31 protein-coding genes and 1 pseudogene are annotated in these 24,194 nt (G+C 69.5%); 19 read left to right on the top strand and 13 right to left on the bottom strand.

Translation table 11 applies throughout. The annotated features are described in order from the left end of the window. Positions 1-7 precede the first annotated feature (7 nt). The 7 genes from AB0E85_RS05475 to AB0E85_RS05505 all read left to right on the top strand — a co-directional run bounded on the left by AB0E85_RS05475 (position 8) and on the right by AB0E85_RS05505 (position 5,234). Positions 8-412, top strand: coding sequence for a hypothetical protein (locus tag AB0E85_RS05475; RefSeq protein ID WP_361922683.1), 405 nt, complete (start codon positions 8-10; stop codon positions 410-412). Beyond that, positions 409-1,077, top strand: coding sequence for an HAD family hydrolase (locus AB0E85_RS05480; RefSeq protein ID WP_361922686.1), 669 nt, complete (start codon positions 409-411; stop codon positions 1,075-1,077). The genes AB0E85_RS05475 and AB0E85_RS05480 overlap by 4 nt, the downstream gene beginning before the upstream one ends. Beyond that, positions 1,074-1,868 carry a methyltransferase domain-containing protein gene (locus tag AB0E85_RS05485; protein ID WP_361922689.1) on the top strand — a complete coding sequence of 265 codons (795 nt, stop codon included), beginning with the start codon at positions 1,074-1,076 and terminating at the stop codon, positions 1,866-1,868. The genes AB0E85_RS05480 and AB0E85_RS05485 overlap by 4 nt, the downstream gene beginning before the upstream one ends. After that, complete coding sequence (locus AB0E85_RS05490; RefSeq protein ID WP_361922692.1) at positions 1,865-2,683, top strand: creatininase family protein; 819 nt, start codon at positions 1,865-1,867, stop codon at positions 2,681-2,683. Before AB0E85_RS05485 ends, AB0E85_RS05490 begins: the two co-directional genes overlap by 4 nt. Beyond that, positions 2,667-3,434 carry a phytanoyl-CoA dioxygenase family protein gene (locus AB0E85_RS05495; protein WP_361922695.1) on the top strand — a complete coding sequence of 256 codons (768 nt, stop codon included), beginning with the start codon at positions 2,667-2,669 and terminating at the stop codon, positions 3,432-3,434. Before AB0E85_RS05490 ends, AB0E85_RS05495 begins: the two co-directional genes overlap by 17 nt. A gap of 32 nt (positions 3,435-3,466) precedes the next feature. Further along, positions 3,467-4,117: a Sua5/YciO/YrdC/YwlC family protein gene (locus AB0E85_RS05500; protein WP_361922697.1), complete on the top strand. Its 651-nt coding sequence runs from the start codon at positions 3,467-3,469 to the stop codon at positions 4,115-4,117. Positions 4,118-4,457: 340 nt separating this feature from the next. Next, positions 4,458-5,234, top strand: coding sequence for a phytanoyl-CoA dioxygenase family protein (locus tag AB0E85_RS05505; RefSeq protein ID WP_361922700.1), 777 nt, complete (start codon positions 4,458-4,460; stop codon positions 5,232-5,234). Between the two features lie 12 nt (positions 5,235-5,246). Here the strand turns inward: AB0E85_RS05505 and AB0E85_RS05510 are convergent, their stop codons facing one another. From AB0E85_RS05510 to AB0E85_RS05525, 4 genes are all read right to left on the bottom strand, one after another. Beyond that, positions 5,247-5,825 (bottom strand): phosphatase PAP2 family protein, encoded by a 579-nt coding sequence (locus AB0E85_RS05510; RefSeq protein ID WP_361922703.1) that lies wholly within the window; start codon positions 5,823-5,825, stop codon positions 5,247-5,249. Next, entirely contained in the window at positions 5,822-7,015 is a 1,194-nt protein-coding gene (locus tag AB0E85_RS05515; RefSeq protein ID WP_361922706.1) for an MAB_1171c family putative transporter, read from the bottom strand. The genes AB0E85_RS05510 and AB0E85_RS05515 overlap by 4 nt, the downstream gene beginning before the upstream one ends. Positions 7,016-7,027: 12 nt before the next feature. Further along, the gene (locus tag AB0E85_RS05520; protein ID WP_361922709.1) at positions 7,028-7,498 is read right to left on the bottom strand and encodes a hypothetical protein; all 471 of its coding nucleotides are present in this window, start codon (positions 7,496-7,498) and stop codon (positions 7,028-7,030) included. A gap of 361 nt (positions 7,499-7,859) precedes the next feature. Next, positions 7,860-8,300, bottom strand: a complete 441-nt coding sequence (locus AB0E85_RS05525) for a helix-turn-helix domain-containing protein (RefSeq protein ID WP_361922712.1) — start codon at positions 8,298-8,300, stop codon at positions 7,860-7,862. A 388-nt stretch (positions 8,301-8,688) separates the two neighbouring features. Between AB0E85_RS05525 and AB0E85_RS05530 the strand changes: the two genes are divergently transcribed. From AB0E85_RS05530 to AB0E85_RS05580, 11 genes and pseudogenes are all read left to right on the top strand, one after another. Continuing rightward, on the top strand, positions 8,689-9,009 hold the full coding sequence (locus AB0E85_RS05530) for a transcriptional regulator (protein WP_361922715.1): 321 nt from the start codon (positions 8,689-8,691) through the stop codon (positions 9,007-9,009). 1 nt (position 9,010) lies between these two features. Continuing rightward, on the top strand, positions 9,011-10,030 hold the full coding sequence (locus AB0E85_RS05535; RefSeq protein WP_361922718.1) for a hypothetical protein: 1,020 nt from the start codon (positions 9,011-9,013) through the stop codon (positions 10,028-10,030). Continuing rightward, a pseudogene (locus AB0E85_RS05540) lies at positions 10,030-10,738 on the top strand (ATP-binding protein). The gene AB0E85_RS05535 and the pseudogene AB0E85_RS05540 overlap by 1 nt, the downstream one beginning before the upstream one ends. A 117-nt stretch (positions 10,739-10,855) precedes the next feature. Next, positions 10,856-11,422 (top strand): WhiB family transcriptional regulator, encoded by a 567-nt coding sequence (locus tag AB0E85_RS05545; RefSeq protein WP_361922721.1) that lies wholly within the window; start codon positions 10,856-10,858, stop codon positions 11,420-11,422. Next, the gene (locus AB0E85_RS05550) at positions 11,419-12,486 is read left to right on the top strand and encodes a DUF2637 domain-containing protein (RefSeq protein WP_361922724.1); all 1,068 of its coding nucleotides are present in this window, start codon (positions 11,419-11,421) and stop codon (positions 12,484-12,486) included. Before AB0E85_RS05545 ends, AB0E85_RS05550 begins: the two co-directional genes overlap by 4 nt. Before the next feature lie 103 nt (positions 12,487-12,589). Then, positions 12,590-12,814, top strand: coding sequence for a hypothetical protein (locus AB0E85_RS05555; RefSeq protein ID WP_361922727.1), 225 nt, complete (start codon positions 12,590-12,592; stop codon positions 12,812-12,814). Positions 12,815-13,017: 203 nt separating this feature from the next. Further along, positions 13,018-13,476: a plasmid mobilization relaxosome protein MobC gene (mobC, locus tag AB0E85_RS05560; protein WP_361922730.1), complete on the top strand. Its 459-nt coding sequence runs from the start codon at positions 13,018-13,020 to the stop codon at positions 13,474-13,476. After that, positions 13,476-15,245 carry a mobilization protein gene (locus AB0E85_RS05565; protein WP_361922732.1) on the top strand — a complete coding sequence of 590 codons (1,770 nt, stop codon included), beginning with the start codon at positions 13,476-13,478 and terminating at the stop codon, positions 15,243-15,245. Before mobC ends, AB0E85_RS05565 begins: the two co-directional genes overlap by 1 nt. Positions 15,246-15,350: 105 nt before the next feature. After that, positions 15,351-15,755, top strand: a complete 405-nt coding sequence (locus AB0E85_RS05570; RefSeq protein WP_361922735.1) for a hypothetical protein — start codon at positions 15,351-15,353, stop codon at positions 15,753-15,755. 109 nt (positions 15,756-15,864) lie between these two features. Continuing rightward, complete coding sequence (locus AB0E85_RS05575; protein ID WP_361922738.1) at positions 15,865-17,109, top strand: DUF6236 family protein; 1,245 nt, start codon at positions 15,865-15,867, stop codon at positions 17,107-17,109. Between the two features lie 357 nt (positions 17,110-17,466). Next, entirely contained in the window at positions 17,467-18,054 is a 588-nt protein-coding gene (locus AB0E85_RS05580) for a DUF6082 family protein (RefSeq protein WP_361922741.1), read from the top strand. A gap of 143 nt (positions 18,055-18,197) precedes the next feature. On the opposite strand, the gene AB0E85_RS05585 is transcribed toward AB0E85_RS05580, so the two are convergent. From AB0E85_RS05585 to AB0E85_RS05605, 5 genes are all read right to left on the bottom strand, one after another. Beyond that, complete coding sequence (locus AB0E85_RS05585) at positions 18,198-18,608, bottom strand: hypothetical protein (protein WP_361922744.1); 411 nt, start codon at positions 18,606-18,608, stop codon at positions 18,198-18,200. Between the two features lie 234 nt (positions 18,609-18,842). After that, entirely contained in the window at positions 18,843-19,076 is a 234-nt protein-coding gene (locus AB0E85_RS05590; RefSeq protein WP_361922746.1) for a hypothetical protein, read from the bottom strand. Positions 19,077-19,209: 133 nt separating this feature from the next. Then, complete coding sequence (locus tag AB0E85_RS05595; RefSeq protein ID WP_361922749.1) at positions 19,210-19,539, bottom strand: esterase; 330 nt, start codon at positions 19,537-19,539, stop codon at positions 19,210-19,212. Between the two features lie 91 nt (positions 19,540-19,630). Next, entirely contained in the window at positions 19,631-19,843 is a 213-nt protein-coding gene (locus AB0E85_RS05600; RefSeq protein WP_361922752.1) for a hypothetical protein, read from the bottom strand. Between the two features lie 352 nt (positions 19,844-20,195). Next, the gene (locus AB0E85_RS05605) at positions 20,196-20,552 is read right to left on the bottom strand and encodes a DUF317 domain-containing protein (protein ID WP_361922754.1); all 357 of its coding nucleotides are present in this window, start codon (positions 20,550-20,552) and stop codon (positions 20,196-20,198) included. A 102-nt stretch (positions 20,553-20,654) separates the two neighbouring features. Here AB0E85_RS05605 and AB0E85_RS05610 point away from each other — a divergent pair, with 102 nt between their 5' ends. Then, entirely contained in the window at positions 20,655-21,038 is a 384-nt protein-coding gene (locus AB0E85_RS05610) for a hypothetical protein (RefSeq protein WP_361922757.1), read from the top strand. A 4-nt stretch (positions 21,039-21,042) separates the two neighbouring features. Here the strand turns inward: AB0E85_RS05610 and AB0E85_RS05615 are convergent, their stop codons facing one another. The 4 genes from AB0E85_RS05615 to AB0E85_RS05630 all read right to left on the bottom strand — a co-directional run bounded on the left by AB0E85_RS05615 (position 21,043) and on the right by AB0E85_RS05630 (position 24,099). Next, positions 21,043-21,531: a hypothetical protein gene (locus AB0E85_RS05615; RefSeq protein WP_361922760.1), complete on the bottom strand. Its 489-nt coding sequence runs from the start codon at positions 21,529-21,531 to the stop codon at positions 21,043-21,045. A 71-nt stretch (positions 21,532-21,602) separates the two neighbouring features. Then, positions 21,603-22,493: a DUF317 domain-containing protein gene (locus AB0E85_RS05620; protein ID WP_361922763.1), complete on the bottom strand. Its 891-nt coding sequence runs from the start codon at positions 22,491-22,493 to the stop codon at positions 21,603-21,605. A gap of 175 nt (positions 22,494-22,668) precedes the next feature. Next, positions 22,669-23,505 (bottom strand): winged helix-turn-helix transcriptional regulator, encoded by an 837-nt coding sequence (locus AB0E85_RS05625; protein ID WP_361922766.1) that lies wholly within the window; start codon positions 23,503-23,505, stop codon positions 22,669-22,671. 48 nt (positions 23,506-23,553) lie between these two features. Next, entirely contained in the window at positions 23,554-24,099 is a 546-nt protein-coding gene (locus AB0E85_RS05630; RefSeq protein ID WP_133910642.1) for a hypothetical protein, read from the bottom strand. Positions 24,100-24,194: the final 95 nt, after the last annotated feature.

A 24,194-nucleotide genomic window follows, 5' to 3' on the forward strand; every position in this document is an offset into this window, starting at 1 on the left:
AGGATGCGTGGGGCGCACGCCTGACGGGCCGCTCCTGGTGCTGGCCGAACGCCTCGGCGGGCACGACACCTTTCTGTCCGGACGTCTCGACCTGGACGGTACGAACATCCCGGTACGCATCATGACCCTGGACGACGTCACCGTCCTGCACCCCACGGACCCCGAAACCCTGCCCGTGCTCCGAGCATGCTGGTCCGGGACATTGCACTTGCCGCATGGCCTGCGTCCGCAATCGGCGCCGGGGGACCTGGAGTCGGCCGCCGAAGCCGAGGGGCGGACCCTCGGAGCTCTGGACGACGCGGAACTGCGCTACGCCCTCACCTTTTTGTCCGAGGCCACAACGCGCGAGATCCGTACGGCTCGTATCGCGGCCATCATCTCAGCACTGCCTCCCGCGAGGAGCGCCGCGTGACCCGCCGACGTCCCCATCTCATCAGCGTCGATGTCGGCGGAACGTTGGGAACTGCGGAAGGCCCCGGCCTCGCGATGCGGCTGACCGCGGCATCCCCCCTGCCGGCGCAGCAGGCGCGCGAGATCATGCGCGACCGCCTGCACACGCAGCCGTCACTCGGCGACGCCGTCGTGGCCGACGTGTGCGAGGCCCTTCAGGTCGCACCCGCCGACTTCCCCCGGGATCTACCACCGGCTCCCCTCACGCTGTTTCCCGGGACCATGGACGCCCTGCGCATGCTGAGCGAAGTGGCGACGGTCGTGACCCTGTCCAATGTGACCTGCGCGGACGCCGACACCGACGGGCTCCGGCGCCGAACAGCGCCATGGGTGAGCGACTTCTTCCCCTCGTGCCGTATCGGGTACGCCAAGCCGGACCGGCGAGCATTCCACGCAGTAGCCGAACACTGCGCGGTAGATCCGGCGCACATCCTCCACATCGGTGACGACTGGGCCTGCGACGTGGTTGGGGCCGTCAACGCCGGAGTCGGGGCCGTCTGGATATCGCGTGGCCGTCCAACTCCCGAGCCGGATCTAATCGTTGATCATGGCGTGCTCGTCGTCGACGACCTCTCGGCCGCGGGCCAGCACGTCCAAGCACTCTCACGCACGGAGGAAAACCCATGAGCAGCCTGTTCACCGGCACCGTCGGCTACTACCGGCAGTACCGTCCGGGCATCCCGGCCGAAGTGGCCGACGTCCTGGACCGGGCGACGGCCACCAACAGCCCGCGCCGGCTGCTGGACGTCGGTACGGGGACGGGCCTTGTCGTGGAAGCGCTCCTGGAACGCTTCGACGACATCATCGCCATCGACAACGACGCCGACATGCTCGCCGCCGCCGAATCGGCGCTCCGCCCGGCACTTCCGGAAGGCGCGAGTCTGTCCCTCGTCGAATGCACGGCCGAGGAGTTCAACCCGCCGTCCGGGTGGACGGCGGATCTCGTGACGATCTGCCGGGCCTTCCACTGGCTCGACCAGGCAGCCGTCCTGGCCGGTCTCGACGCACAGGTCGCCCCCGACGGAGCCGTCGCCGTCTTCGGCGACAACAGCTTCTGGGCAGCCGGAAGCCCCTGGAAGGAAGCCGTGCGCGGCGTCATCAAGGAGTTCCTCGGCGAGGAACGGCGGGCCGGGCAGGGGACCTTCCAGCACCACAACCGCCCCTACAGCGAGATCATGGAGGAGTCACCCTTCAACCAGGTCGAGGAAGTACGAGTTCCGGTCCAGCGCACCTGGACGACCGACAGCATCCTCGGATACCTGTACTCGACCTCCTTCGCGGCCCCGCACCTGTTCGGCGCCCGCCTGGGCGAGTTCGAGTCGAGGGTGAAGACGACGCTGGCCGAGTTCAGCGACGACGACACCTTCGGCGAGGAGAACGAGTTCCTCATCAGGATCGGCCGCCGGAACCGGACATGAGCGCAACCGGGAGATCCCGCAGGTACGACCTGCTGACCGCGCCGGACATCCCGGCGCGGCTCAGCCGCCACTCGGTCCTGGTCCTGCCGATCGGCTCGACGGAGCAGCACGGCCCCCATCTGCCGCTCAACACCGACACCGTCATAGCCGACCGATTCACCCAGATGCTGGTCGGACGCTACGGCGACCACCACGACCTGTGGGCCCTGCCAGCCCTGCCGTACGGACTCTCCCCTGAGCACGCCTGGGCAGCCGGCACCGTCTCGCTGAACATCGCCACGTTCAGCAGCCTGATCGACACCGTCGTCGGCCAGTACGTCAGTGCCACCGCCGCGCGTCGGCTGCTCATCGTCAACGGGCACGGCGGAAACCGCGGCGTCCTCGAAACACTGGCCCGCGAACTCCAGCGGGCCTACGCCATCGCGGTCTGCGTCATTCACCCCGTCTCGCTCTCGCTCGAGGCCACCGACAGCGAACTGCCCGAGATCCACGCGGGTGTCCGCGAGACCTCGATGATGCTCGCCCTCGCCCCGGACACGGTGCACCTCGGCCGTATCCCCGCCGACCACACCCCCGATCCGGGCCGACGCGAGGAAATCGAGCGGCTCATACTCCGACGCGGCACCACATGGCCATGGTCATCCGGAGACCCGGCCATTTCTTCACTCGGCATCATCGGCGGCGACCCCCGAAAAGCCAGCGCCCCCGCCGGCCACTCGATCATCGTGAGCGCCCTGGCAGCGGGCGCCGAGGTACTCGCCCGCCTCACCGATGTCCCGGACACTCTCCGGAGGACCCATGTCCCTCACCCCTGAAGAGAAGACCTGCTTCGTACGGGACGGCGTCGCCGTCCGACGCGGCCTCGTCCCCGAGGACCTGATCGCCCCAGCCGCGTCCCTCATCGACGGATGGGTCCGCGAGCAGATGGACTCCTCGCAGATCTCCGCATACACACAACGCACCTTCGCACCCGAACTCGGCCAACACTCGGACCTGCTGGGGCTGTTCTCCAATTCGGGAGCGGAGGAACTGGCGACGGAGCTACTCGGCGACATCCAGCCGGTCACCTCAACGCAGATCCAGATCCGACTACCCGAGGACGCGCTGGCGACGTCGCAGCCCGAGAAGGCGATGCACGTCGACGGAGTCGCCTGCCCGCATCTGGATCCTGACGAACTGCGCACGTTCTCGCTGCTCGTCGGCGTGGTGCTCTCCGACATCAGCGATCCTGACGGCGGGGCGCTGCGCTACCTGCCCGGCGGGCACCAGGCCATGGCCCGGTGGTTCGGCACCGAGTGGTCCCTCGGCGTCACCGAGCAGGTTCCGCCACAGATCGACACCGAGAGCGGAACACCCTTCCTGGGCAAGCCGGGTGACGTCTTGCTCATGCACCACCTCGTCCCGCACTCGGTGGGACGGAACCACACCTCGACGCCGAGAGTCATGGCGTACTTCCGCGTGTCGCACCCCCGCCACGCCCAACACCGCCTCGAAGCCCTCCGCGACCCGTGGCTCGACTACCCACCCCTCGCCGCCGTCACGGCTACCGCCCCGACGGCCCGATGACCACCGACCGCGACCTTGTGAGGAGCCCATCCATGCGCCTGATTCACCCCACCGACCTCGACATCGCCGCACGCGCGATCGAGGCTGGCGAGCTGGTGATCGTGCCGACCAAGCGCTGGTACATGATTTGCGCCGACGCCGGAAACCCGGATGCCTGCAAGCGCATCTTCGACGGCAAGAAGCGCCCGCCCGGCAAGTCACTGGCGTTCGTCCTGCCCTCCCTTGAGGCATGCGAGGAACGCTTCCAGTTCACGGCGGAGGCCAGGCGGCTTGCCGACGCGTTCTGGCCCGGAGATCTCGCACTCCTCCTGGCATGGCGCGATCCCGCCGACGCCGCCAGGCATACAGCCGTCGGTTCCCCCGCGCTGACCACCTACGACTCCGGTCTCCTCGGCCGACTGGCATCCCTTTCCACCGCCCCCGTCGCCGCGACCACGGTCAACATCTCCGGCGACGCGGGACCTGACGACCCCGGCCCGGCCATCACCCTCGACGAGGTCAACCACTTCCTGACAACAACGGGCGCGGTCGCATCGGTGATCGTGGACGGCGGCATCTGCCCGGCTGCCAACCACATGACGATCGTGGACTGCTTCACGCCAGAGGCTCAGCTGGTGCGAACCGGCCTCGTCCATCAGCGCGCCATTTCGGCAGCCTTGGGACGCGACGTCCGAGGCACCTGAGACGCAGAAGCGTTCAACTACCACCAGCCAGGCTTCGCACGGGATCAACTCCGCTATCAGGCGTGCGGTCTCGGCGTGCCACGGTTGCTCGGAACCTAATAAGCGTCGCCCCAACGGAACGAGGCGCACGTGCTCTCCGGAGCTGGTGGACAGCAGGGTCATCGGCATGGGAAGCGACGACCGCTGGGCGGCCGGCGAAGTTGTAGACCCTGATGGTCAAGCCGACATCTAGTGCGCCGATCGGCACAGCTGGCGAAGAACTGCGGAGGGCTCCGTAGCGGGCAGCGCCCGCTCGATAATTCGATTGCTGGAGAAGGAGCCACCTGCTGCACTGAACCGCATGGTGACGATCACCGCCGAGCAGAGGACCGCGTTCCGCAAGCAGGGGTTCGTCGTGATTCCCGAGGTTCTCGGCGCCGAGCAGATTGCCGACGGGCGCGAACTGGTCGCTGCGCTGTTGGAGCGACAGCCTCACGCCGACGATCACGTCGGACCGTATTTCCTGTGGCCGCGCTTCGCCGCCGAGGGCCATCCACTGCTTGACTTCTACCGGGAGACAGGCGTCGGGGATCTGGCCGGCCAGCTGCTGCGTCCGGATCTGGATGTGCAGGACCCTGATTTCGCGCAGGTGGCCACCACGATTCCGCCTTGGCCGCATCGGCCGGGAGGCCCACACGTCGACGGTCTGACGCCGACCGAACCGGACGGACGTCCCGGATCCTTCTCACTGCTGGCCGGTGTGTGGCTCACCGGTCATGACCATCGGCACCGGGGAAACCTGTGGGTGTGGCCCGGCACCCATCTGCGATTCGGTCAGTACCTCGCCGAACGCGGCGCCGACGCCCTCGCGCGCGTCGAGGAGATGAATCCGGGCCCGTATCCCAAGATCGAGCTCGGCGAGCCGACGCAGGCGGTCGGCCCCGCCGGCAGCGTCCTGTTCGCCCACTACCTACTCGCTCACAACATCGGCGGCCACGATGGCGCGGCCGGCGAGGGGCGACGCGAGACGGTGTACTACCGGCTCCACGCCAGCGGTCACCGGGAGCGATGGCGGGAGGCCGTCACCAGCCCGCTCGCCGAATTCCGCTCATCAGAAGGGACGCCGGGGTCAGGCTGAAGGGCGGGCGTGTCAGCGCATCAGGCTGAACACAACGGCGGCTGCCAGCCCGCCGAGCAGGGCACCGACAACGGTTTGAGCGGGGGTGTGATCGCGGAGGGCGACACGGGACCAGCCGATGGCTGCGATCCCGAGCAGCAACGGCGCCACGCTCATGCCGTAGGCGAGCAGCAGGATCACAACCACCCCGCTGGCGACGGCGGTGTGCACCGAGACCTTCCACCAGACGGTCACGATCATGGTCACGATGAGGCCGACGAGCATGGCGACGACCAAGGCGAACACCTCGCGGGGTGCCTTGAAGGCAACAAGCAGCGAGATGCCGACGAGCACGGACGTCATCGTGGCGAGGAGAGGAACGGTTCGCTGCTCACGGACTCGTATGTGCTTGTCGGTCCAGCTGCCGCGCTTCACGCCGAGCATGATGACGGCGAACGGGATGCCGCCGCAGAACAGGGCCGCCAGCACGCCCCATCCGAGCCCCGTGACGCTGCTCGTGCTGTGCCAGCCGATGATCAGAAGTATCGCGATGACGAGGTTGGCCGGCGCGAGGGTGTCGGTGATGAGGCGGGCCGTGCGGGACAGGGTCACTGCGTCGTCTCCAGGGTTCGGGCATCGTCGAGCTTGGCGGCGAAGGCGCGGGTGAGATCAGAGGCGTAGGCCTTTGCGAGTTGCTTGAGCGCATGGATCTCGCTGGGCAGGTCTCGGCCGCCGCTGGCGGGCGGGAGAGCCTCACCGGACAAGGGCTCGTTGTGCTGCCGGGCTTGTTGGGCGCCGATGATCCAGCAGGCTTCGGCGGCGATGTCCGCCTGGGCTCCGATGAGGCCGGAGGCCACGACGTGGTCGCGTGCCTGGTCACGCAGGCTGCTGGGGGCGTGGTCGCTGAGTGTGAGGACGGCGTCTCGGATCTCTATGGTGCGGCGATACAGCCGGTCGTGAACGCGGCGGGGGTGGAGTATCTCGGTGGTTCTGCGTCGCGCCGGGTCGAGGCGTACGGAGGGCACGGCCTCCGTGAGGCTGAGCCAGAGCGGGTACAGCTGCAGCAGGTCGAGGTACTCGCGGCTCCAGCGGCGCAGTCGCCCGGCGGCGGGCAGCGTGCTGCCAGTCACGATGAAGAGCAGTGCACCGAAGAGCAGAAGGCCGCCGATCGTCTCGCTCGTGCTGGCCGGAACGGGGCTCAACCCCAGGAATCCCAGAACGATGACGACCACGCGCTGCGTCGCGTAGACGATGCCGATGGTGGTGCCCATGCCGGTGAGACGCAGGCCATGGCCGAGGAGGCCGGCGTCTGGCTGTCGGCCCCAGCGCCAGCACAGCCGGGAGGCGCTGAACAGAGCCGCTCCGAGGTACGCCGTCCACACCCCTCCGTAGGCGGCGATGTGCCAGTCGGAGGAGTACTCGGTCAGCAGGTCGACCGCTTCGCGCGGCTGCGGGGTGGCGAAGAACAGCACCGTGACGATGGATACCGCGGCCGACGGGAAGACGAGGTGCAGGCGGAAGGACTTCAGTCCGGATGCATTCTCCTGGGCCATGTCGTGGACGAAGGTCAGCACGGCATGTGCGGCAACGATACAGCCGAGGTGCTTGCCCAGGGCACTCAGGTTGTTGACTCCGACTGCGGCGTCCATGGGCGCGGCGACGGAGGGCACCCTGAGAGTGATAGCGACGGCGAGAGCTAGTAAGGCGATCCAGAGCACTCTCTTGCTGGGATCGCGCCATGCGGCCGGGGTGCGCCACGCCGTGACTAGCCACAGCAGGACCGCAGGAATTATGTCGATCATTCCGGGACGTTCTTACGAGTCGCTGAGCGCGTCGCCCAGGCGCCGCAGGACACTGCTGCGTGGCGTCTTGCTGGAGCGGGAGGCTGCGGCTCTGCCGGCGATCAGTCCTGCGAGGCGTTCGGCGTCCCGTTCGTCCTCGGTGCCGTAGCTGGCCCTGGTGAGGAGACTGACCACGGTGGCAGGGTCGATGTCCGGGAACAGGCCGCCGCCGTCTGCCTGGACGCCGTCGAGGATCGACCGGTGGCCCAGGAGCATGTGACCGATCTCGTGCAGGATGATGTGGTCTTGGTGGAGCGGGCTGGTCGCCGCCTCGTGGAAGATGTGGTCGGCCTTCTCGGTGGCGATCCATACCCCGCACGGGGCGTCGGTGCCGGAGACGCCGGGGACACTGTGCAGATGGAGCGGACGACCGCGCTGTGCAGCGATCCGGTCGCAGAGGACCTGGATGTCGAACGGGTCCGGGATGTCGATTGACGCGAGCACATCCCCGATGTCCGGGCGGTCCTGACGTCCGTCGTCCGGTTGCTGTCTTCGGCTACGCAACGACAACTCGGCTCCGCAGGTGGCGCTGTACGTGTCTGCGGCAGAGGCCGCCCCGGAATCCAACATTCCGGCACGGGAACGATACGGCAACCTTCAAGGGAATATGCCGGGAGCATGCTCAAACCATGCTCAACGCCGCGACGATCAAGAAATGGGCCTGATTCGACGTCACTTGATCAAGGCTGAATTGGGCGGCCGTGCGCGTGGATGGCTCCGCGAACTGCGTAAGTGGACCCGCGTGGGTGACCTGCGTCACACCTTCTGTCGGATTGTATACCGACATCCCGGCGTCGCCGCGGGTTCACTGGCCGGACGCCTCGCTGTCGGTCAGTCCCTCCAGTTGGCGGGCCCGCTCAATGAAACCCTTGATCGTCTTGAGGGTCTCCACCGACAGGCCGGAGGCCCTGGTGGCGACCTCGACCACATCGTTGTCTCGTATGGTCTCGATCAGTTCCAGCTGGGCGGCAATCCGCTCGGACGACTCGTCGCTGAAGAAGTAGGCGGGGGCGACACCGAAGAAGCCGGCGAGAGCCTCCAGGTGCTTCATGGTCGGGTTGTCCTTCTTGCCCTTCCGAAGGGTCCAGATGTAACTCGCCGAGATGGTTGGCCCCCCTGATTCCTGGATCGCTTGCGCCACCTCTTCGTAGGTGTACTCACCGCGGCTCTTCGGGTGGACCGTCTTGAAGAGATGGTCGAGCTTCTGCGCGAGGGTGCGCGGCTCGGCGGGCGCTCCGTCGCTCATTTCGGGGTCCTTCGGTAGCTCGCTTGGTTTCTTGTTGTATCGACTGCTGTGGACGATACACGTCCTGCTGCGGTCGTTCCATTCTCCTCAGTTGACGTGATCCATATTTGCTGGTCTAGTGTCGTCGCGTCGCCATCGACTGGCGCGAATAGGGAGGCTGTGGCCTCCGAGGAGCAGACCGAAGCGAAGGGGGGAAGCGGGTGCGAACGCCGCCGCTCAGAGGGCCGTGAGGCCGCAGTGCGAGCCGCACATGAAACCGGCGCCCGGGAGCTACCAACTCCCAAGCGCCGGGCCGGCGCTCCGAAGGGCACCGATTCACATCTCGCGGGCGGCGGGGCTTTTGCACGAGAACCGCCGCACCGCACTCCTACGAACAACGGAGTATCGCATGCTCGCCACGCCGAGCGAAACGCCGGCATGCCCGGACACGGCTCGCCAGCACCGCCTTGCGGCCCAGCTCGCCGACATGATCCCCGGTGCGGCCACCATCCGTGTCAGCCTCACCGACCCCGCCCAGACGTGGCCCCACCCCCACACCATCGCCAAGGACGCGGGCGGGGCAACGGTCGAGCTGAGCCGGACGACCGCCAGGGTCGCGGCACGCTGGATCATGCGGGTCTGGCCGGACGTGAACTGGACCCGCCCTCATACCTTCGACCTCGCCACCGCGACCCTCACCCGCAGCGACCTCGTCGGTCGGGGCCGCTGACATGGCACGGATCCGGACCATCAAGCCGGAGGCGTTCTTCTCCGAGTCGCTCGCCGAGGTGAGCGTCGAGGCGGAGCGGACGTTCTTCGGCCTCCTCACCCAGGCCGACGACCACGGCCGCCATCGCGACAACGCCGCGATCATCGCGGGGTTGCTCTGGCCCCTGCGGGCCGAGCACACCTCGGTCCACGTCGAGGACGACCTCCAGCAGCTTGCCAACGCCGGCCTGCTCTGCCGATACACCGGCTGTGACGGCCGCCGCTACCTCCACGTCGTGACCTGGTCCGAGCACCAGAAGATCGACAAGCCCAGCCAGTCCCGACTGCCCTCCTGCCCGCAGCACCACGCGGCGGACCGGTGCGGTCCCTGCAAGGGGACCTGCACCCGACACCCCGAAGCGTCGCCCACCCCTACCCGAGAAGTCGCCGAGACTTCGGCGAACGCTCCCCGAACCCTCGACCCGCCCACGCAGCCCGCTCCGACACCTCCCATACCCCGAAGCGGGGCCCCGGCCGCCCGGCAGGACCCCTTGGTCGGCCTCGCCGGGACCCCTGATCGCGGTGACAAGAAAGCTGCAGGTCAGGTGGCATTCGCCGAAGGTTCCCCGAAGCCTCCCCGAAGTCTCGGAGAGGGCTCGGCGCCTGGATCAAGGATCTTGGATCCTGGATCTTCATTCCCTACGGGGCGCACAGCGCCCGCCACCACCGTCTCGGTCAGCGACCTGATCGGCGAGTACGTCGCCGCGTGCGACGAGCGTCCGCCCAGCGACGTGATCGGACACCTCGGCCGCATCGCCAAGAAGCTCCTCGGCGAGGGGATCGCCCCGGAGCACGTCCGCGCCGGACTGAAGCGCTTCGCGGAGATACAGGGCCACCCCAGCCGCCTGCCGAGCCTGGTCAACGACGCCATGAACGCACGAACGGCCGGTTTGGCGCGGCCGGGAATCCGGCCTAACGTGCCCGCTCACCAGGCGTGGACCAACCCCGTCGACGCTGCCGCCGCCTACGCCGAGGAGCTGTGATGCGCACCCACACCCGCGACCCGCAGACCCTCAGCGGCGCAGGCACCCTGGACCGGATGGCCCGGATCCTGGCCGCCCGCAACATCGACCCGGCCGCCGTCGCTGCCCTGGCCGACGAGCCCGAACCCTTCTCCCCGCTGGACGCCCTGCTGGCCACGAATGCCCCCGCGCTACCAGGGCGCGGTCGCCGACCACCCGCAGGTCCTGGCCTGGGCGCGGGACGTCGCCCAGCAGGCCGTCGCCCCCAGCCGGGGAGCCCGGCGGCAGGTCACCACCGGCCCGAGCCTGCTGATGGCCGGGGTGGTCGGCGCGGGCAAGACGCACCAGGCGTACGGGGCGGTCCGACAGCTGGTGCAGACCGGAGTGGGCGTGCGGTGGCGCGCGACCACGGCCGCCGACCTGTACGCCGACCTGCGCCCTCGCCCCGGGGTGGACAGTGAGCAGGAGCTGGCGGCGGTCAGCCGGTGCCCACTGCTGATCATCGACGACCTCGGCGCGGCGAAGGCGTCCGAGTGGGTCGAGGAAGTCACCTACCGGTTGATCAACCGCCGGTACAACCACATGCTCCCGACGCTGATCACCACCAACCTGGCGATCAAGGACCTCCGGGGCTACCTCGGCGACCGCGTCACCTCCCGGCTCGCGCAGATGACCACCCGGGTCGAGTTCGAGCCGGTCGACCGCAGACGCCACCGCCCCGCCGCCTGACCCACCGCCGGCCGTACCGCCGGGCCGCGCCTCCAGCGCGCCGCCCCATGCACCTCCCGACCAAGCGCACCCCTCCGCCGACGCCCCTGCGCGCGGAGAGCGATCGGAGCAACCCGCATGACCACCACGACGATCAGCCCTGCCCGCCACCGCTCGCTCGGTGACCACACCTGGCAGGACCAGGCCGTCTGCCAGAGCACCGAGTACAACCCGGTGGACCCCGAAATCTTCTTCCCCGAGCCCGACGAGACCGTCAAGATCACAGCAGCCAAGGCGCTGTGCGGCCAGTGCCCGGTCCGCCGCACCTGCCTGGACGCCGCCCTGGAAGGCGGCGACACCCACGGCATCCGGGGCGGGATGACCGAGGAGGAGCGCGAGCCGCTGCACGGGAAACTCGCCAGCCGCCTCGACTACAGCCGGGTCAACGCCACCATCGCCGGACGCGACGTGCACCTCACCAAGGCCGAGCGCCGCGCGGTCGTGCGCGCCGCCTACCGCCACGGCATCACCGAACAACGCCTGGCCTGGCTCCTGAAGATCAGCGAGGAGCACGCCCAGAAGCTCTACCGCGAGACCCGCCGAGCCCTGCGCAACCGCGACCTGGAGAAGAACACGAAGACCGCCTCACCCCCTGAGACCGACGGCAAGCACCTGGGCCGCGACGACTTCGGGACGGCGGCGTGAGTATCGCGAGCGCGCCAAGTACGGCGCACGTCACCGGCTGGGACCGCGCGGTCGTCATAGCCCTCGGCGGCGCAGGATGCGCCCTGTCCTACGATGCCCTGCAGCAGATGGCCGTCGCCATCCACGTGCGGGGTCTGCTGACCTACCTCTTCCCCTTGGTGATCGACGGGTTCATCGCGTACGGCATCCGTGCCCTGCTGGTCCTGCGCAACGCCCCCCTGCGAGCCCGGTTCTACGTGTGGACGCTCTTCGGCACGGCCACCGCCGCCAGCATCTGGGCCAACGCGCTGCACGCGGTCAGGCTCAACGAAGAGCACACCTCGGCCACCGGCCTGCGGCTCGGAGACGCAGTGGTCGCGGTGCTGTCCACCATCGCCCCGCTGGCCCTGGCCGGTGCGGTGCACCTGTACATCCTCATCGCCCGGGGGCCGGTCAAGGACAGTGACCGAGGTGACCGCGATGACCTCGGTCAGGCCGGTCACCCCAGTCAGCCCGAGCGCATCGCGGTCACTCGGACTGACCGGGCCGGTCAGCAGCAGCCGCAGCCCGGTCAGGTCGGCGCCGGACAGCCGGTCACCGCCCTGACCGACCGGCCCCGCCTGTCTCTGGAGAAGCAAACCCCGGATGCCCGGACACCGAGCGGGGACAGTACCCCGGCGGACAGCGGCAGTCCGGACACTGGTCACCATGGCTGGGAGCCCAAGGCCGCTGACCTGGGCGGACAGCCGGACACCACCCCGGCGGTCAGTGACCGACAGACCGTCACCGAGCCGGTCACTGGTTACCCGAACAACCTCTCGCCGGTTAACGACCGGCCGGTCACTCCGGCACCGGTCACTGACGGCACCCCCCGGGCGACCGGTGGCCGGCGACCTGACCCGGACACCGAGGAGCTGCTGGAGATCGCCCGGTCAGCGGTCAGGGCCGAGGACAAACTGACCCGCAAGGTGGTCGCCCAGGCGATCCGCGGTCAGCAGATCCCGCTGTCCAGCGACACGCTGACCGCCCTGATGGTCCAGCTCCGCCAGCAGCACGGACAGTCGGTCACCACCCCCCGGAACTGACCGCACACCCATGGGGCGGGTGACCGGGTCGGACACCTCGGCCGGTCACCCGCCCCGGACGGCCCGCCCCACGACGTCCTCCCGTGAACCGGAGAGCACCGCCATGCGCACGAAACCCGCGACACCCGCCGAGGTGGACACCTGGCTGACCGTCCTGCATCAGCGCGGCCACCTCCACCGCGCCGAATCCGGTCCCGACAACGCCTGGACCGTGCAACGACATCGACACAGCCGCCCCTGGACCCTGCACCACCCGGTCCTCGCCATGGACTGGATCGAGGACATCGTCCGCGACATCCACCAGCAGGACGCGGAGACGGGCCGGTGACCGCCAACGACCCGACGGCCAGCACCTCCGGACCGCCGCGTGACTCCAACTCGGCTCCAGGCGGAGCAAGTTGTCGCATACGACGGTCCTACGGCCCGTCGTATGCACTTGCCCCCGCCCAGGAGGGCGGGGGAAGTCCGGCTGGTCCCCGAGCGAGGGCGCACGGTGACCAGCCGGACTCCCGGCACCAGGGGGCGCCTGTCGTGGGAGGAGAAGCAGACGACCGCGCGCCGCGCGAGCAGCAGAGCCCGAGCCAACCTGCGTTCCCCGACCGAAAGCCACGCCGCCGCACCCGCAACCCGAGCCAGCGCACCCACAAGACGACCACCCGCCTGTCCGACACCGAGAAGACCGAGATCGCCGCCGCCGCCAAGCAGCGCGCCGTCACCGTCGCCCGATTCCTCGCCGCCGCCGGCCTCGCCGTCGCCCGCGGTTCGACCACCGTGCACACCAACGAACAGCTCGACGCCGCCATCGACGAGCTGGTCGCCCTGCGCACCGCCATCTCCCGTGTCGGCAACAACATCAACCAGATCGCCTTCGTCTACAACGCCGGAGGACAGCCCCGCCCCGGCGAACTCGACCGCGCCCTGACGACCGTGAACCGCGTCCTGGCCCGCGTAGACAACGCGGCCGACACTCTGGTGGAGAAGCGCCTCTGATGGTCCCCAAGATCCGACGAGGCTCGCGCACCCACGGCCTGCTCGTCTACCTGTACGGCCCCGGCAAGCGCGACGAGCACACCGACCCCCACCTCGTCGGCAGTTGGGACGGCTTCGCCCCCGACCCCGGACGTGACACCAGCCCCGACCCGGATCCCAAGGTCACCCTGGCCCGGCTCGCCGCAGCCCTGGACCTGCGGGTCAAGCAGGCCGGCGACAAGGCGCCGGCCCATCACGTCTGGCACTGCTCGGTGCGTACCGACCCCCGCGACCGGACCCTGACCGACGACGAGTGGAACACCGTCGCCCGCCGCCTGGTCCACGCGGTCAACCTCGCCCCCGAAGGCGATCCTGACGGCTGCCGCTGGGTCGCGGTGCGCCACGCCGACGACCATATCCACATCCTGGCCACCATGGTCCGAGGCGACCTGCGCCGCCCGAGGATGAACTACGACTTCAAGAAGGCACAGGCCGAATGCCGTCGCATCGAACAGGAGATGGGCCTGCGTCGGCTCAAGCCCGGCGACGGCACCGGGGCCAAGACGCCCACCAGCGCCGAGCGCTTCAAAGCCGAGCGGACCGGCCGACCCGAGACACCGCGCGAAACGCTTCGCGAAGCCGTCCGCCAGGCCGTCGCCGGAGCCGCCAGCGAAGCCGAGTTCTTCACCCGCCTTCGTGAAGCGGGCCTGCGCGTAAGGCTCCGGCACGCCCCGTCCGGTGACGTCCTCGGCTACACGGTCGCGCTGCCCGGCGACCGCAACCGCGACCGCGAGCCGGTCTGGTTCGCGGGATCGACCCTGGCCCCCGACCTCTCCTATCCCAAGATCCAGCGCCGCCTCGCCGACGGAACCCCCGACACGAGCCCGCTGCCGGAAGCCGACAGCAGCCGCTCGGACTGGTCGTTGCCCGCGAGGGGGCGACGCACCGCCACGGGGATCGCCGAGCGCGCCGCAGTCCTCCTGGACACCGACGACGACGAAGCCGCAGCCCAACTCGTCGGAGTCGGCGAACTCCTCGACGCCGTCGCCCAGACCTCTCCGGCCGCCACACGAGCCGAACTGAGCGCCGCCGCTCGCTCCTTCGAACGCGCCACCCGCAGCCACATCCGAGCCGAACGCGCCGACACCCGGGCGATCCGCTCCGCGGCCCGGGGCATCATCCAGGCCGGCGGCGCGCTCGGCCAAGGAGAAGACGGCGGCACCACAGCCATGCTCGTCTCCACCCTGGTCCTGGTGGCGCTGGCCGCAGCACGCTGGCACTCCGCACGCGGTCACGCCCAGCAGGCCGAAGCCTCCCGGCAGGCCGCCGAGCACCTTCGCGCCGCCTACCACCAAGCCGCCGCCGCACCCATGCAGACCCTGCGCGAGCAGGGACGAGCCTTGCCCGAAGCCCAGCGCCGCACCTACGAGACCACCATCCGCGCCGCACTGCCCGAGAATGGCACCCGCCCCGGCACGAACACGAAGAACGATGCCCTAGCCGCCACCCTGGCCCAAGCCGAGCAGGCAGGCCACGACCCCGAGGCCCTCCTGCAGGAGGCCGTCGCCATCCGCGAACTCGACACGGCCGAGGACGTGAACGACGTCCTCGTCTGGCGACTGCGCCGCCTCGCCCAGCTCCCCGCCCACCCCGGCGAGGACGCTCGACGTCCGCAGGCCGGCACCGGCCGCGCCCCGGCTCCCGCCAACCAGGCTGGCGTCCGGCCCGCACCTTCGGCCGCGCCCAGGCCCGCCGCACCGGGCCCGGGCAGTCGCCCGCCGCGCCGCTGACCAGTGGTCCGGCAGGCCCGCCACTTGCCTGCCGGACCACGCGAAACGTCTGGACAACCGGCTCCACCGGCTGTTACGGATGAAGAGAAGGCCCTCGACCGGGAGATGACGCTCGTGCTAAGAACGACCGACCACCACGTAGAGCCGACCCCCGTCCTGCCCGCCGCCCCCGCCGGACGCGATCCGCTGTCGCAACTCCAGTACGAGACGCAGCCGCCCAGCGGACCCGGCGCAACGCGCTGCCTCAGCCACCCGCCGGCGCTTTCCCTGCGCGGGATCCCCGTGATGTGCTCGGCTTGCCGGGCCCGGCGCGACTGGCTGCTCATCAACCACGGCCGCAACGTCTGGGTCCGCTGCCGCTGCGGCAACCAGTGGCTCGAGCCCGAGATCAGCCGCGCCGACTTCGACGCCGTGATCGCCATCCCGGACGGGACGACCTACCCCAGCGTCGAACAGGGCCTGATCGCACTCGGCTTCGACGGCGCCTTCGCCGACACCTACCTGGAGTAGAGCAGCGCGGTTCCGCTCTATGCACTAGGAGCGAACACCGCTTGCGTAGCATGCTGTCGGCCCCCGGACGCATCCGGCGAGGCCGACAGGACGTGGTGAAAGGGCAGCAGTGCAGCGGATCGGCCTCTACTACCCGTACGTGCACTTCCGCAAGGAGCAGTGGATCAAGGCCGCCGCCCTTTACTGGCCGGGCCTGGCCCGAGTCGTCCCACGCGGATTTCCTGTCAGCGACCCGGACCTGGTCAAGGCCCTGCGCGACGGGCTGGACAACTTCCTCACCGACATGGACCCCAGGGAAGCCGCAGCCGCTGTCGCCCCCGCCTTCCTGAAGGCCGTCGAGGACCACGGCGCCGAACTGCGGCAGCGCTTTCTGGCAACTGCCGACACCCGACCCTTCCACACGCAACAGAGGAACCGGCCCGAGCCGTTGATGATGGGACAGCGGATCATCAACGCCGAGCCGACCTCGCCCGACGACCTGCGAACGCTTCCGCGCGACGAACGCCCCCTCGCCGGCCTCTACCCGCACGAGGTCGAGCCAGGGCTTGTCGACGCCCTACGCGGCGCCGGTCTCGCCGTGCCGGCCATGCGGTCGCGCATCGCCCGATCCGCGTCCGTGACATGGCTGGCCATGGACCCGGTCCTGGCCTGGATCTACAAGTGTGTACTCACCGAGGAGCTGGCCCGCCGTACGTGCTACGCCCCGATCACCGACCAGGTCGCGTCCCACAGCGCCACGGACGGCTGGGACAGCGACCGGATCGCTGCTGCCATGTTGGGCGAGCCGCCCCGACCGGCAAGCTCCGATGAGACAACGCGACTTGGGCTGATGGCCGTGCAGTGCGTCCTCCCGGACGGCCTGCGCTCGGTGCCGGTGGCGAAGATCATCCAACTGCGGAACGACTACAAGGCAGAATTCAGTGCCTTCAGGCAAGCAGTCGACAAGGCTGCGGCAGACCTGCGGGAGCAGGTGGGCGGCATCGAAGACCGCGCAGCCTTCGAACACCACCTTCGGATGACAGTCGACGAGAGCATCGCCCAGCCACTTGAGGACCTGCGCAAGGCTATGAGCGGCCTCAACCTCAAAACCTTCTACAGCGCGCTGAACTACAAGTTCGAAGTGCCCGCCCTCGCTGCGGCGGCAAGCGGCTGGGCAGGCAACGTGCCGATCGCCGGAGGGAGTCTCGCGATCGCCGCCGCAACCCTGCGCCAGGCCACGGCCGAGGCACGCGACGCTCAGCTCGCTGGCTCTCCGGTCAGCTACCTGCTCAGGGTGGAACGGAACCTGAAGCCCACCACACTGGTGCGGCGGGTGGCACGAGCGCTTGGCCGAGCCGCGGGCACCGGAATCTAGCTCGTACTTCACGGGTGACTCTCTTGCGCAGCTTCCGAGCTTGATCACGGCAGGGAGCGGTCGATCAACAACCCCTTGATCTCGTTGTTCGCGTGCGCGCCTACGGTCCCGCTTCAACCCCTCCGTAACACCCGCACCCTACGGACCAACAGGGCCACAGAAACGGAGGAGTTATTGATCGTCAGCTCCCTGGCTGGCTCGCCGGGCCTACTTGTCGCGGGTCGGAGCCAGCTTCATCCTGGTCGGCGAGCGTCGCCAATCGGGTATCCAGGGGGACATGTGACGACCGGCAGGGGCAGCACTCAACGCGCCCGGAGGCTTTCGACGGGCCTAGCGTACGGCCTACTCGGACTCGGGGTGATAGGACTGATCGCGTTCACCCCGTTCCTGCTGGCCGCGATGGCTCCCCCAGGCACGGACTGGGGAAAGCTCAGTGACGTCAGTCAGACGTACGGGGCCGTCTCTGTCGTGTTCTCGGCCGTAGCCCTTGCCGGCGTGGCACTCTCGCTCCTCTACCAGGTTCGCCAGGCCCGTACGAGCAACGAGCAGGCCATCAGGGATAGCCACCTCCAACTCGCGGCGCTTGCGCTGAGCAACCCGGATCTGCTCCAAGCGTGGTCACCGCCCACCGCGCCGGTCTCCTTGAAGAGGCACCAGCAGCACTTGATCACGTCCCTTGCTCTCGGCGAGTTGCTGCAGCGCTTCCGCATCGGTCACTTACCCGCTCAGAAGCTCGCCGTGAAGCTCGACAGCCACTTCCGCGGCGAGATCGCGCGCGAACAGTGGGAGCGCGAAGGGCCTGGATGGCGCCGCACCATGAGCGCGGGTGATCGCCGTGACCGTACGTTCGTCGACCTGGTGGAGGAGCGCTACCAGGCCGCCGTGGCGGCTGGGCCAGCATCCGCCCTCGCAGAGTTCCAAGAACGGACAGACAGGCCCTCCTAGGGTCTGTGCGGGGTTGTGATCTCGTGGCCGCCGTCCCTCCCCGACCGGGGGGCCACGAGATCACAACCCACTCGACCTTTCAACGGCATCGAGCACTGGGGGCACCCGTCCACCCAGTGGCACCATCCGAGGTAAGCCCTCACTCAGCAGTCGTAGCTCTTGAGCGTCTTCGAGGCACCGGTGGCTGACTTCAGGTAGTCGTTTTCCGACTTCAGACTCTCCTTCTCCGCCGTCGACTCCGCCAACTGCGTGACCAGTCCGGCAGCTATGGACAGGAGCCCCTCGTGCTTCGTCTGGAGTTCCTCGTGCTCTTCCTGAAGCCCTTCGTGCTCTTCCTGAAGTCCCCTGTACTTCCAGGCGAGGACCCCGATGGCGGTGGTGGCCAGAACGCCGACGCCGGCCTTGACCAGGACCTTGGCTTTGCCGAACTTACCTCCGGCCGGCCCGGCACCGTCCTTGCCGATGCAAACGTGGCCCGTCTGCTGCGAGTGCTGTTCAGTCTCGCCGAGATGGTCGCTCTGAAACGAGCACGATCCGCATTGGTAATGGGTCATCAGCTGTCCCTCTCCCCCAAGGGGATGAGCTTGCCACAGGTCACGTGGCTCCGACGCCCACTTGGTCATCCTCGTACGCCCACCGGCGCTGGGGGAAGGACGCGCGCCTACACGGGCGTGCGTGCCCGCTGGTTGTGGGCTATGCCGTCCACGCTCCCAGGGCCCATGGCGCGCCACGGAACGACCCTCTTGTTGTCGAGCACGAAGAGCAGGAGTGAACGGATCCGGCCACGCTCAGCCGCGGTTGCCGTACCTGGGTAGCTCGCCCCGGAAGTCGCAGCCGAGGCAGTTGTCCTCGCCCTGGACGTGGCCCTCGTACCAACCGTGGACGGCTGCGTGGAGGATCACCTCCTCCACCGAGGCTCCGCCGCTGCGGACCGCCGCGATGGCGTTGCCGACAATCAGCCGGAGTACGGCGCTGTCGGGCGAGGGGAACGGTGGGGACGGCATCGGCGAGTCGGTCGTCATGGCCGCAGCCTATGGGCGGGACCGACTGCCGGTCAGTCGGATGCGGTGCCGTCGGGTCGGGCGGGTCGCTGCGGGACCCTCGGCCGACCGGCTGCCAGCCCTGCCAGGTGGCGGGCCTCCAGCGCGGTTGCGGTCATACCCCGGCGAGGCGGTTGGAGAGGTCCAGGGCGCTGGTGGCGACCGCGAGGGCGGCGCACAGGCCGGTCACCTCGTGGATGGTGGGGCGGACCAGGCGCGGCCAGTCGTCGGGGGCGGCGGGCCAGGAGGCGAGGAGGACCTCGGTGGTGGCCAGGCCGAGGTGGGCAGTGACGTCCCAGCCCGCGCGGGAGACGGGCTCCCAGTGCAGGCGGATACGACCGAGCGGGAGTTCAGGGGTGCCCGCCGGAAGCCAGGAGATGTCAAGCGGTCCCTCCGGGAGGGCGGAGACGCGCTGGACCAGTGCGCCGCGCACTCCCGGAGGCATGGGCCGCACGGCGAGGGCGTGCAGCGGGTGGGCGGTGGAAGGTTGGGGTCGCGGTGAGATCGGGGCCTCCTCGACAGGTCCGTACGGAGGGTCAGGCCCAGGCGAGGGCGTTGCGGACCGAGGCCGGGAGGTAGCCCTCCTGGCCGTTTTCGGCGATGAACGCCACGCCGTCGCCCACGACGACGTCGGTGCCGAGGTAGTGGGCGAAGGGCCAGTCGGGGTTGACGGCCAGGCGGATCGGCAGGTCGGGGTCGAGGTTCTGAAGTTGACGGAGCAGGTGGCCGACGGTTAGGCACTGGGGCACGGGAGATCTCCGAGAGCGAGATAGAGGGTGAAGCGGTGCGGCTGGTGGATGGTCACCAGGCGTCGAGGCGGAGCAGGTCACCGTGCACATGTGCAACGGGTCTGCGCTGGTGGGGGGCTTGCTTGACGAGGTCAGAAGGTGCGGAGTCGTCGCTTCTCTGCGTGCCGTTGTGCGCGGCGGCGCAGGACCTTCGCCTTCGATCCGATGGTGGAGGGGTAGAGGTAGCAAGTGCAGCCTTTCCGTGGGTATCGGCAGGTCCGGCGGTAGTTGGGGCGGGTAGCGCCGAGCATGCGGGCCACGATGACTCCTTCGCGAGGTCGGGCCGGACGGCAGTGCGGCGGTCTGGCCGTCGTTACTGAGAGGTCCGGGGAAGTGCGGCGATGAGCGCGGCGAGGAAACCGGCCACGCCCTCGGAAGGGGTGTCGGGGCCGAACTCCTGGATCCAGGGCTCGGCGTCGGAGGGGTGGACCCGGACCTGCCAGACGATGCCGCGCTTCCAAGCGGTGGTGTCCTCGGGGAGCCAGCCGACGTAGACGTGGCCGTCCGGGCTGGTGCAGTGCACGTTGGCCTCCGGGGTGTCGACGATCGCCCAGCCGAGCCCGCCGAGCAGTTCGAGGACCGGGCTCGCACAGTGGTCGCTGGAGAGCCAGGCGCGTTCCTCCACGGCGGGGCGGACGACGGCTGGCAGGAGGGTGCTGGAGGCGTTCACGAGTGGGCGTCCCTTCGTTGACCTGCGGGTTTTCCCGACGTCCGTACGTTGACATGCGGTGTGCCGAAGTACGTAGTTGTTTCCCGGAAGGTGAGGTCTGCCGTGGGCGAACTGGCCGTCGAGGAGAGCGGAGGCCGGCGGGCCGGGGAATGGATCGGCGCGACCGGTTGTCGTAACCGGGTTGCGGCGCGGGGCCGTACGGAGCAGAAGGGGCAGGCCATGGCGGAGTCGAGCAGACACTGGGACGGTGCCGGGCTGGAGCGCAAGATCCGTGGCGCCGGACGGCCGTGGACGGTGGGCGACATAACGATGGTGGCCGACAGGCAGTGGGCCGTGGGCATCCAGGCCGGGAGGCAGCGTGGCGGGGAAGCCGTGGTGGAGCGTCGGATCGCGGATGGGCGGCGCGTCGAGCTGACGTTGGTGGAGCTGGCCCGCGCGATGGACTCCTGGTCCGGCGCGGCCCATCGCGACGAAGACTCCCGCTGACCGGTTACCGTCCGGGCCCGGTCGTGGCCACCGTGGGGCGGACAGCGGCCGACGGGGCGGGCTGGTCCGGTGGTTGGCCCAGGGTACGTGGCGCGTGCGCGGAGCGGGCGACAGCGGCCTGGGCCAGGCTGAGCGACGGTGCCCGGTCCGTGGTCACGGCGGCTTCGCGGGCCTCGATCACGTGGCTGATCGCCTGCAGGGCTATGCGGCTTTCGGCCTGCGCGACGCGCAGGTCCACCGCCGAGCTGGTGATCCGCTCCAGGTCGTGGAAGGCCGGCACATGATCGGGCCGGGTGATGGCGTGCAGACGGTCCTGGTGGACGGCGACCGCGTTGTTCGAGACGACGAGGCTCGAACGGATATGCATCGCCGAGCGCAGGAGCGGATCCTCGACGGGGCGGCGAACCGCGAGGGTTTCCAGCGCCTCGATGGGGCGGCCCCAGGCTTTCTCGATCATCGCGTCGGCCTGGTCGAGTGCGGTGGCGTCGGGCATGGCGGAACTCCCGGTATTCGGAGGTGCTGCTTCGGTCAGAGGCGACGTCTCGGAGGGGCTGGGGGCGGGAGTCAGCGGCTGTGCCGTGGGGCCGACGGGCTGGCCGGCGGCCTGGCCGCGGCTGCGTGTGCGGGGTTGCCCGACAGATTCTGTGCCGAAGTCGCGGTGCGACTGCGAGCGGCCACCACGCGGAGGTCGGCTGCTGTCTGAGGGGCGCGTGCGGCGCGGTGGACGGCCTGGGCGACAGCGGTGCGGCGCACGTCGAGTGGGGTCGGAGCACGAGAGATCTGAGGATCGGCGGCTTGGCCGACCGGAGCCAGCGTGACCAGGTGCTCCACCTTGCGGTTGATCTGGTGCCGCTCACGAATCGCCGGGGCTGAGTCCGACATGGCGGCTGCGGTCGCCGCGACCAGGTGGGTCGGGGTGCGGGCTGTGAAGACCGCTTCCGCGCGCGTGCCCCAACCCGGAGGACCGGCCCACAGCCTGACGGTTTCGTCGTCCCAGTCAGAGAGGCGGTTGTCGATCAGAATGCCTGCTTGTCCGTCGGGGGCGATGATCTCGACAGTGCCGCGCTCGGCCGCCCCGTCGGTGGTCCAGCCGGCATTGGTCAGCGGCCGGACGGCACCAGCCCAGTACAACGACGGGCTCGTCAAGAAGCGCGCGTTGCCTTCGGTGGCCTCGGCTTCGGCGTAGTCGCGGGCCAGAGCGCTGGTGAGCCCGGCGACGATCTCGGCCGGGGTGACGTGGTTGAAGGTTGCCGTCCAGCGGGGTGCGGAGACGGCGTCCTCGGCGGCGGTGATCTTCCACAGTTCGAAGTCGTCGCCGAACCAGCCGATCCGTATTCGCTGGTCGGGCGAGGTGACGAGGAGCTGGCAGGGGCCCTCGTCGAGATAGTGGTGCGGCCAGTGACTGACAGGGGCGAAGCCGGCGTCCCCGGTCCCGTTGGAGCCGGCCAGGTACATGGGGCTGACCAGTACCTCTTGATAGGGATGCTGGTCGTAGGGCTGGGGTGTTCACAGTCGGGACTCCGAGGTGTAGGAGGGGAACGCGCCCGCGTGCGCGGAGGAACGAACGGCTGGACTGCACGGGGGCGCCGTGGCAACGGCGTGAAGCGGCTGACTCTCAGCGCCACCCGGATCACCGGCCCCAGGAGGAGGCCGACTGAGCGGCCACGGCCACCGGCACCCGCGGTTGTGGCTGCGGGGCGTGGCTGAACAGGGAGCTGGGCGCGGCGGTGCTCCGCCGCAGGGCCGCTGAGGTACGGATGCCGTCCGACCCCGGCGGGGTGCCCGTGTGGGTGCGCGTGGCCGCCGCGACCCGGACAGGGGCGGGACGCGGTGCGGCGACGGGGTTGCTCCAGTGCTCGACGGCTGCGTAGACCGGGCCGAGCGCCCGCCCGGCTGCGGTCAGGACGTACGGATCGCCGTGGCGCGGTCCGGTGCGGGTGACCAGGCCGTCGAGCTGAAGCCGGATCAGGCGCTGCCGGGTGAAGCTGTTGTCCAGTCCTGCCTGTTCGGCGATGTGGACGAACCGCATGGGCCCGCCCGCGTCGAGGACCTGGATCACGGCGGTCGAGTGGCGAAGGTGCAGCCGGCGCACGGCGTCCTCGACGCGCTCGGCACCGGCCACCTTGCCGAGCGACAGGTGCGCGTGGGACCAGTCGGACAGCGCACGGTGTACCGAGGACAGGGAGTTGCCGAACCCACTGAGCTGGTACGGGGCACCGTGGCGATCACCGGCTCGGATCACCAGCCCGTCATCGTGCATCTGGGCCAGCCGCTTGCCGACGAACTGCTCGCTGACGAAGGGGAGGCGGGCGGCGACATCACGCACACGCATGGGGCCGCCATGCTGGGCCATGGTCTGTGCCGACCAGGTGGTCCACTTCGGCGCTATGAGGGACAGTGCGTCCTCGACGCGCTGGGCGTCGACGGAGCCGATCTGGGAGGTTGCGGGTTGTGTGGGGGTGGACATGGCGGTAACTCCGTTAGGGCGTTGGGGAATCGGGCGGCGGGGTGCGGATCAGTGGAGGTCACGCTCGGCGCGGAGACGCTGGAGCACCGTGCCGAGGCGGCGGTTGCTGACGTGGATGCCGCGGGCGCGTAGGCCCTGTCGCAGGGCTTCGCGGTTGAGCCGGGGCAGACGGGCGGCGACCTGGCGGGCTACGGCTATGAGGTCCTCATCGCCCGGCGCGGGGCCGGTTCGCCGGGCGGTCGAAGGCCGGCGGGCGGCAGGCTGGTCCAGGAGGAGGCGGACGTCCAGCAGGTCCCAGACTGCCTCGGCTTCCGACTGCTCGCGGCGTTCGAGGTCCACGACTTCGGCCGCGTACCGCAGCACGAGGTCGTCGAGGGCGTGTTGGCCGGAGCGGCAGCGCTGCCAGGCCGCGTCGAGATTGCGGCGGGCGGCACGGGCATGGGCGTTCGTAGTGGCCAGGCCGTCGAGCCGCCGCAGCACGATGGGCAGAACGGGATCTCCCGAACCGCCATGCGCGCTGTGGCGCTGGAGGTCCTCCAGCGGTCGGCCGTACCGGTGCTCGACCAGGTGGCGGGTGTAGATCACGGTGGACATGGGGGTCTTCCTCCTGAGGATTTCAGTGGGAGCGGGAGCGGGAGCAGGAGGGCTTGGCGGTCGGGCCGGCGGGGGAACGCGGGTCGCGGGGTGGA

It is taken from the genome of Streptomyces sp. NPDC029044 (genome assembly GCF_040637495.1).
Classification (GTDB): Bacteria; Actinomycetota; Actinomycetes; order Streptomycetales; family Streptomycetaceae; genus Streptomyces.

What these genes read in the sequence shown, in the direction of transcription:
- AB0E85_RS05525 (WP_361922712.1), bottom strand. Translation starts at nt 8,300, where the DNA reads ATGAGCGACGGAGCGCCCGCCGAGCCGCGCACCCTCGCGCAGAAGCTC.
- AB0E85_RS05495 (WP_361922695.1), top strand. Translation starts at nt 2,667, where the DNA reads ATGTCCCTCACCCCTGAAGAGAAGACCTGCTTCGTACGGGACGGCGTC.
- AB0E85_RS05545 (WP_361922721.1), top strand. Translation starts at nt 10,856, where the DNA reads ATGACCACCACGACGATCAGCCCTGCCCGCCACCGCTCGCTCGGTGAC.
- AB0E85_RS05505 (WP_361922700.1), top strand. Translation starts at nt 4,458, where the DNA reads ATGGTGACGATCACCGCCGAGCAGAGGACCGCGTTCCGCAAGCAGGGG.
- AB0E85_RS05570 (WP_361922735.1), top strand. Translation starts at nt 15,351, where the DNA reads ATGACGCTCGTGCTAAGAACGACCGACCACCACGTAGAGCCGACCCCC.
- AB0E85_RS05515 (WP_361922706.1), bottom strand. Translation starts at nt 7,015, where the DNA reads ATGATCGACATAATTCCTGCGGTCCTGCTGTGGCTAGTCACGGCGTGG.
- AB0E85_RS05615 (WP_361922760.1), bottom strand. Translation starts at nt 21,531, where the DNA reads ATGCCCGACGCCACCGCACTCGACCAGGCCGACGCGATGATCGAGAAA.
- AB0E85_RS05485 (WP_361922689.1), top strand. Translation starts at nt 1,074, where the DNA reads ATGAGCAGCCTGTTCACCGGCACCGTCGGCTACTACCGGCAGTACCGT.
- AB0E85_RS05585 (WP_361922744.1), bottom strand. Translation starts at nt 18,608, where the DNA reads ATGACCCATTACCAATGCGGATCGTGCTCGTTTCAGAGCGACCATCTC.
- AB0E85_RS05535 (WP_361922718.1), top strand. Translation starts at nt 9,011, where the DNA reads ATGGCACGGATCCGGACCATCAAGCCGGAGGCGTTCTTCTCCGAGTCG.
- AB0E85_RS05500 (WP_361922697.1), top strand. Translation starts at nt 3,467, where the DNA reads ATGCGCCTGATTCACCCCACCGACCTCGACATCGCCGCACGCGCGATC.
- AB0E85_RS05625 (WP_361922766.1), bottom strand. Translation starts at nt 23,505, where the DNA reads ATGTCCACCCCCACACAACCCGCAACCTCCCAGATCGGCTCCGTCGAC.
- AB0E85_RS05620 (WP_361922763.1), bottom strand. Translation starts at nt 22,493, where the DNA reads ATGTACCTGGCCGGCTCCAACGGGACCGGGGACGCCGGCTTCGCCCCT.
- AB0E85_RS05530 (WP_361922715.1), top strand. Translation starts at nt 8,689, where the DNA reads ATGCTCGCCACGCCGAGCGAAACGCCGGCATGCCCGGACACGGCTCGC.
- AB0E85_RS05590 (WP_361922746.1), bottom strand. Translation starts at nt 19,076, where the DNA reads ATGACGACCGACTCGCCGATGCCGTCCCCACCGTTCCCCTCGCCCGAC.
- AB0E85_RS05555 (WP_361922727.1), top strand. Translation starts at nt 12,590, where the DNA reads ATGCGCACGAAACCCGCGACACCCGCCGAGGTGGACACCTGGCTGACC.
- AB0E85_RS05630 (WP_133910642.1), bottom strand. Translation starts at nt 24,099, where the DNA reads ATGTCCACCGTGATCTACACCCGCCACCTGGTCGAGCACCGGTACGGC.
- AB0E85_RS05490 (WP_361922692.1), top strand. Translation starts at nt 1,865, where the DNA reads ATGAGCGCAACCGGGAGATCCCGCAGGTACGACCTGCTGACCGCGCCG.
- AB0E85_RS05565 (WP_361922732.1), top strand. Translation starts at nt 13,476, where the DNA reads ATGGTCCCCAAGATCCGACGAGGCTCGCGCACCCACGGCCTGCTCGTC.
- AB0E85_RS05595 (WP_361922749.1), bottom strand. Translation starts at nt 19,539, where the DNA reads ATGCCTCCGGGAGTGCGCGGCGCACTGGTCCAGCGCGTCTCCGCCCTC.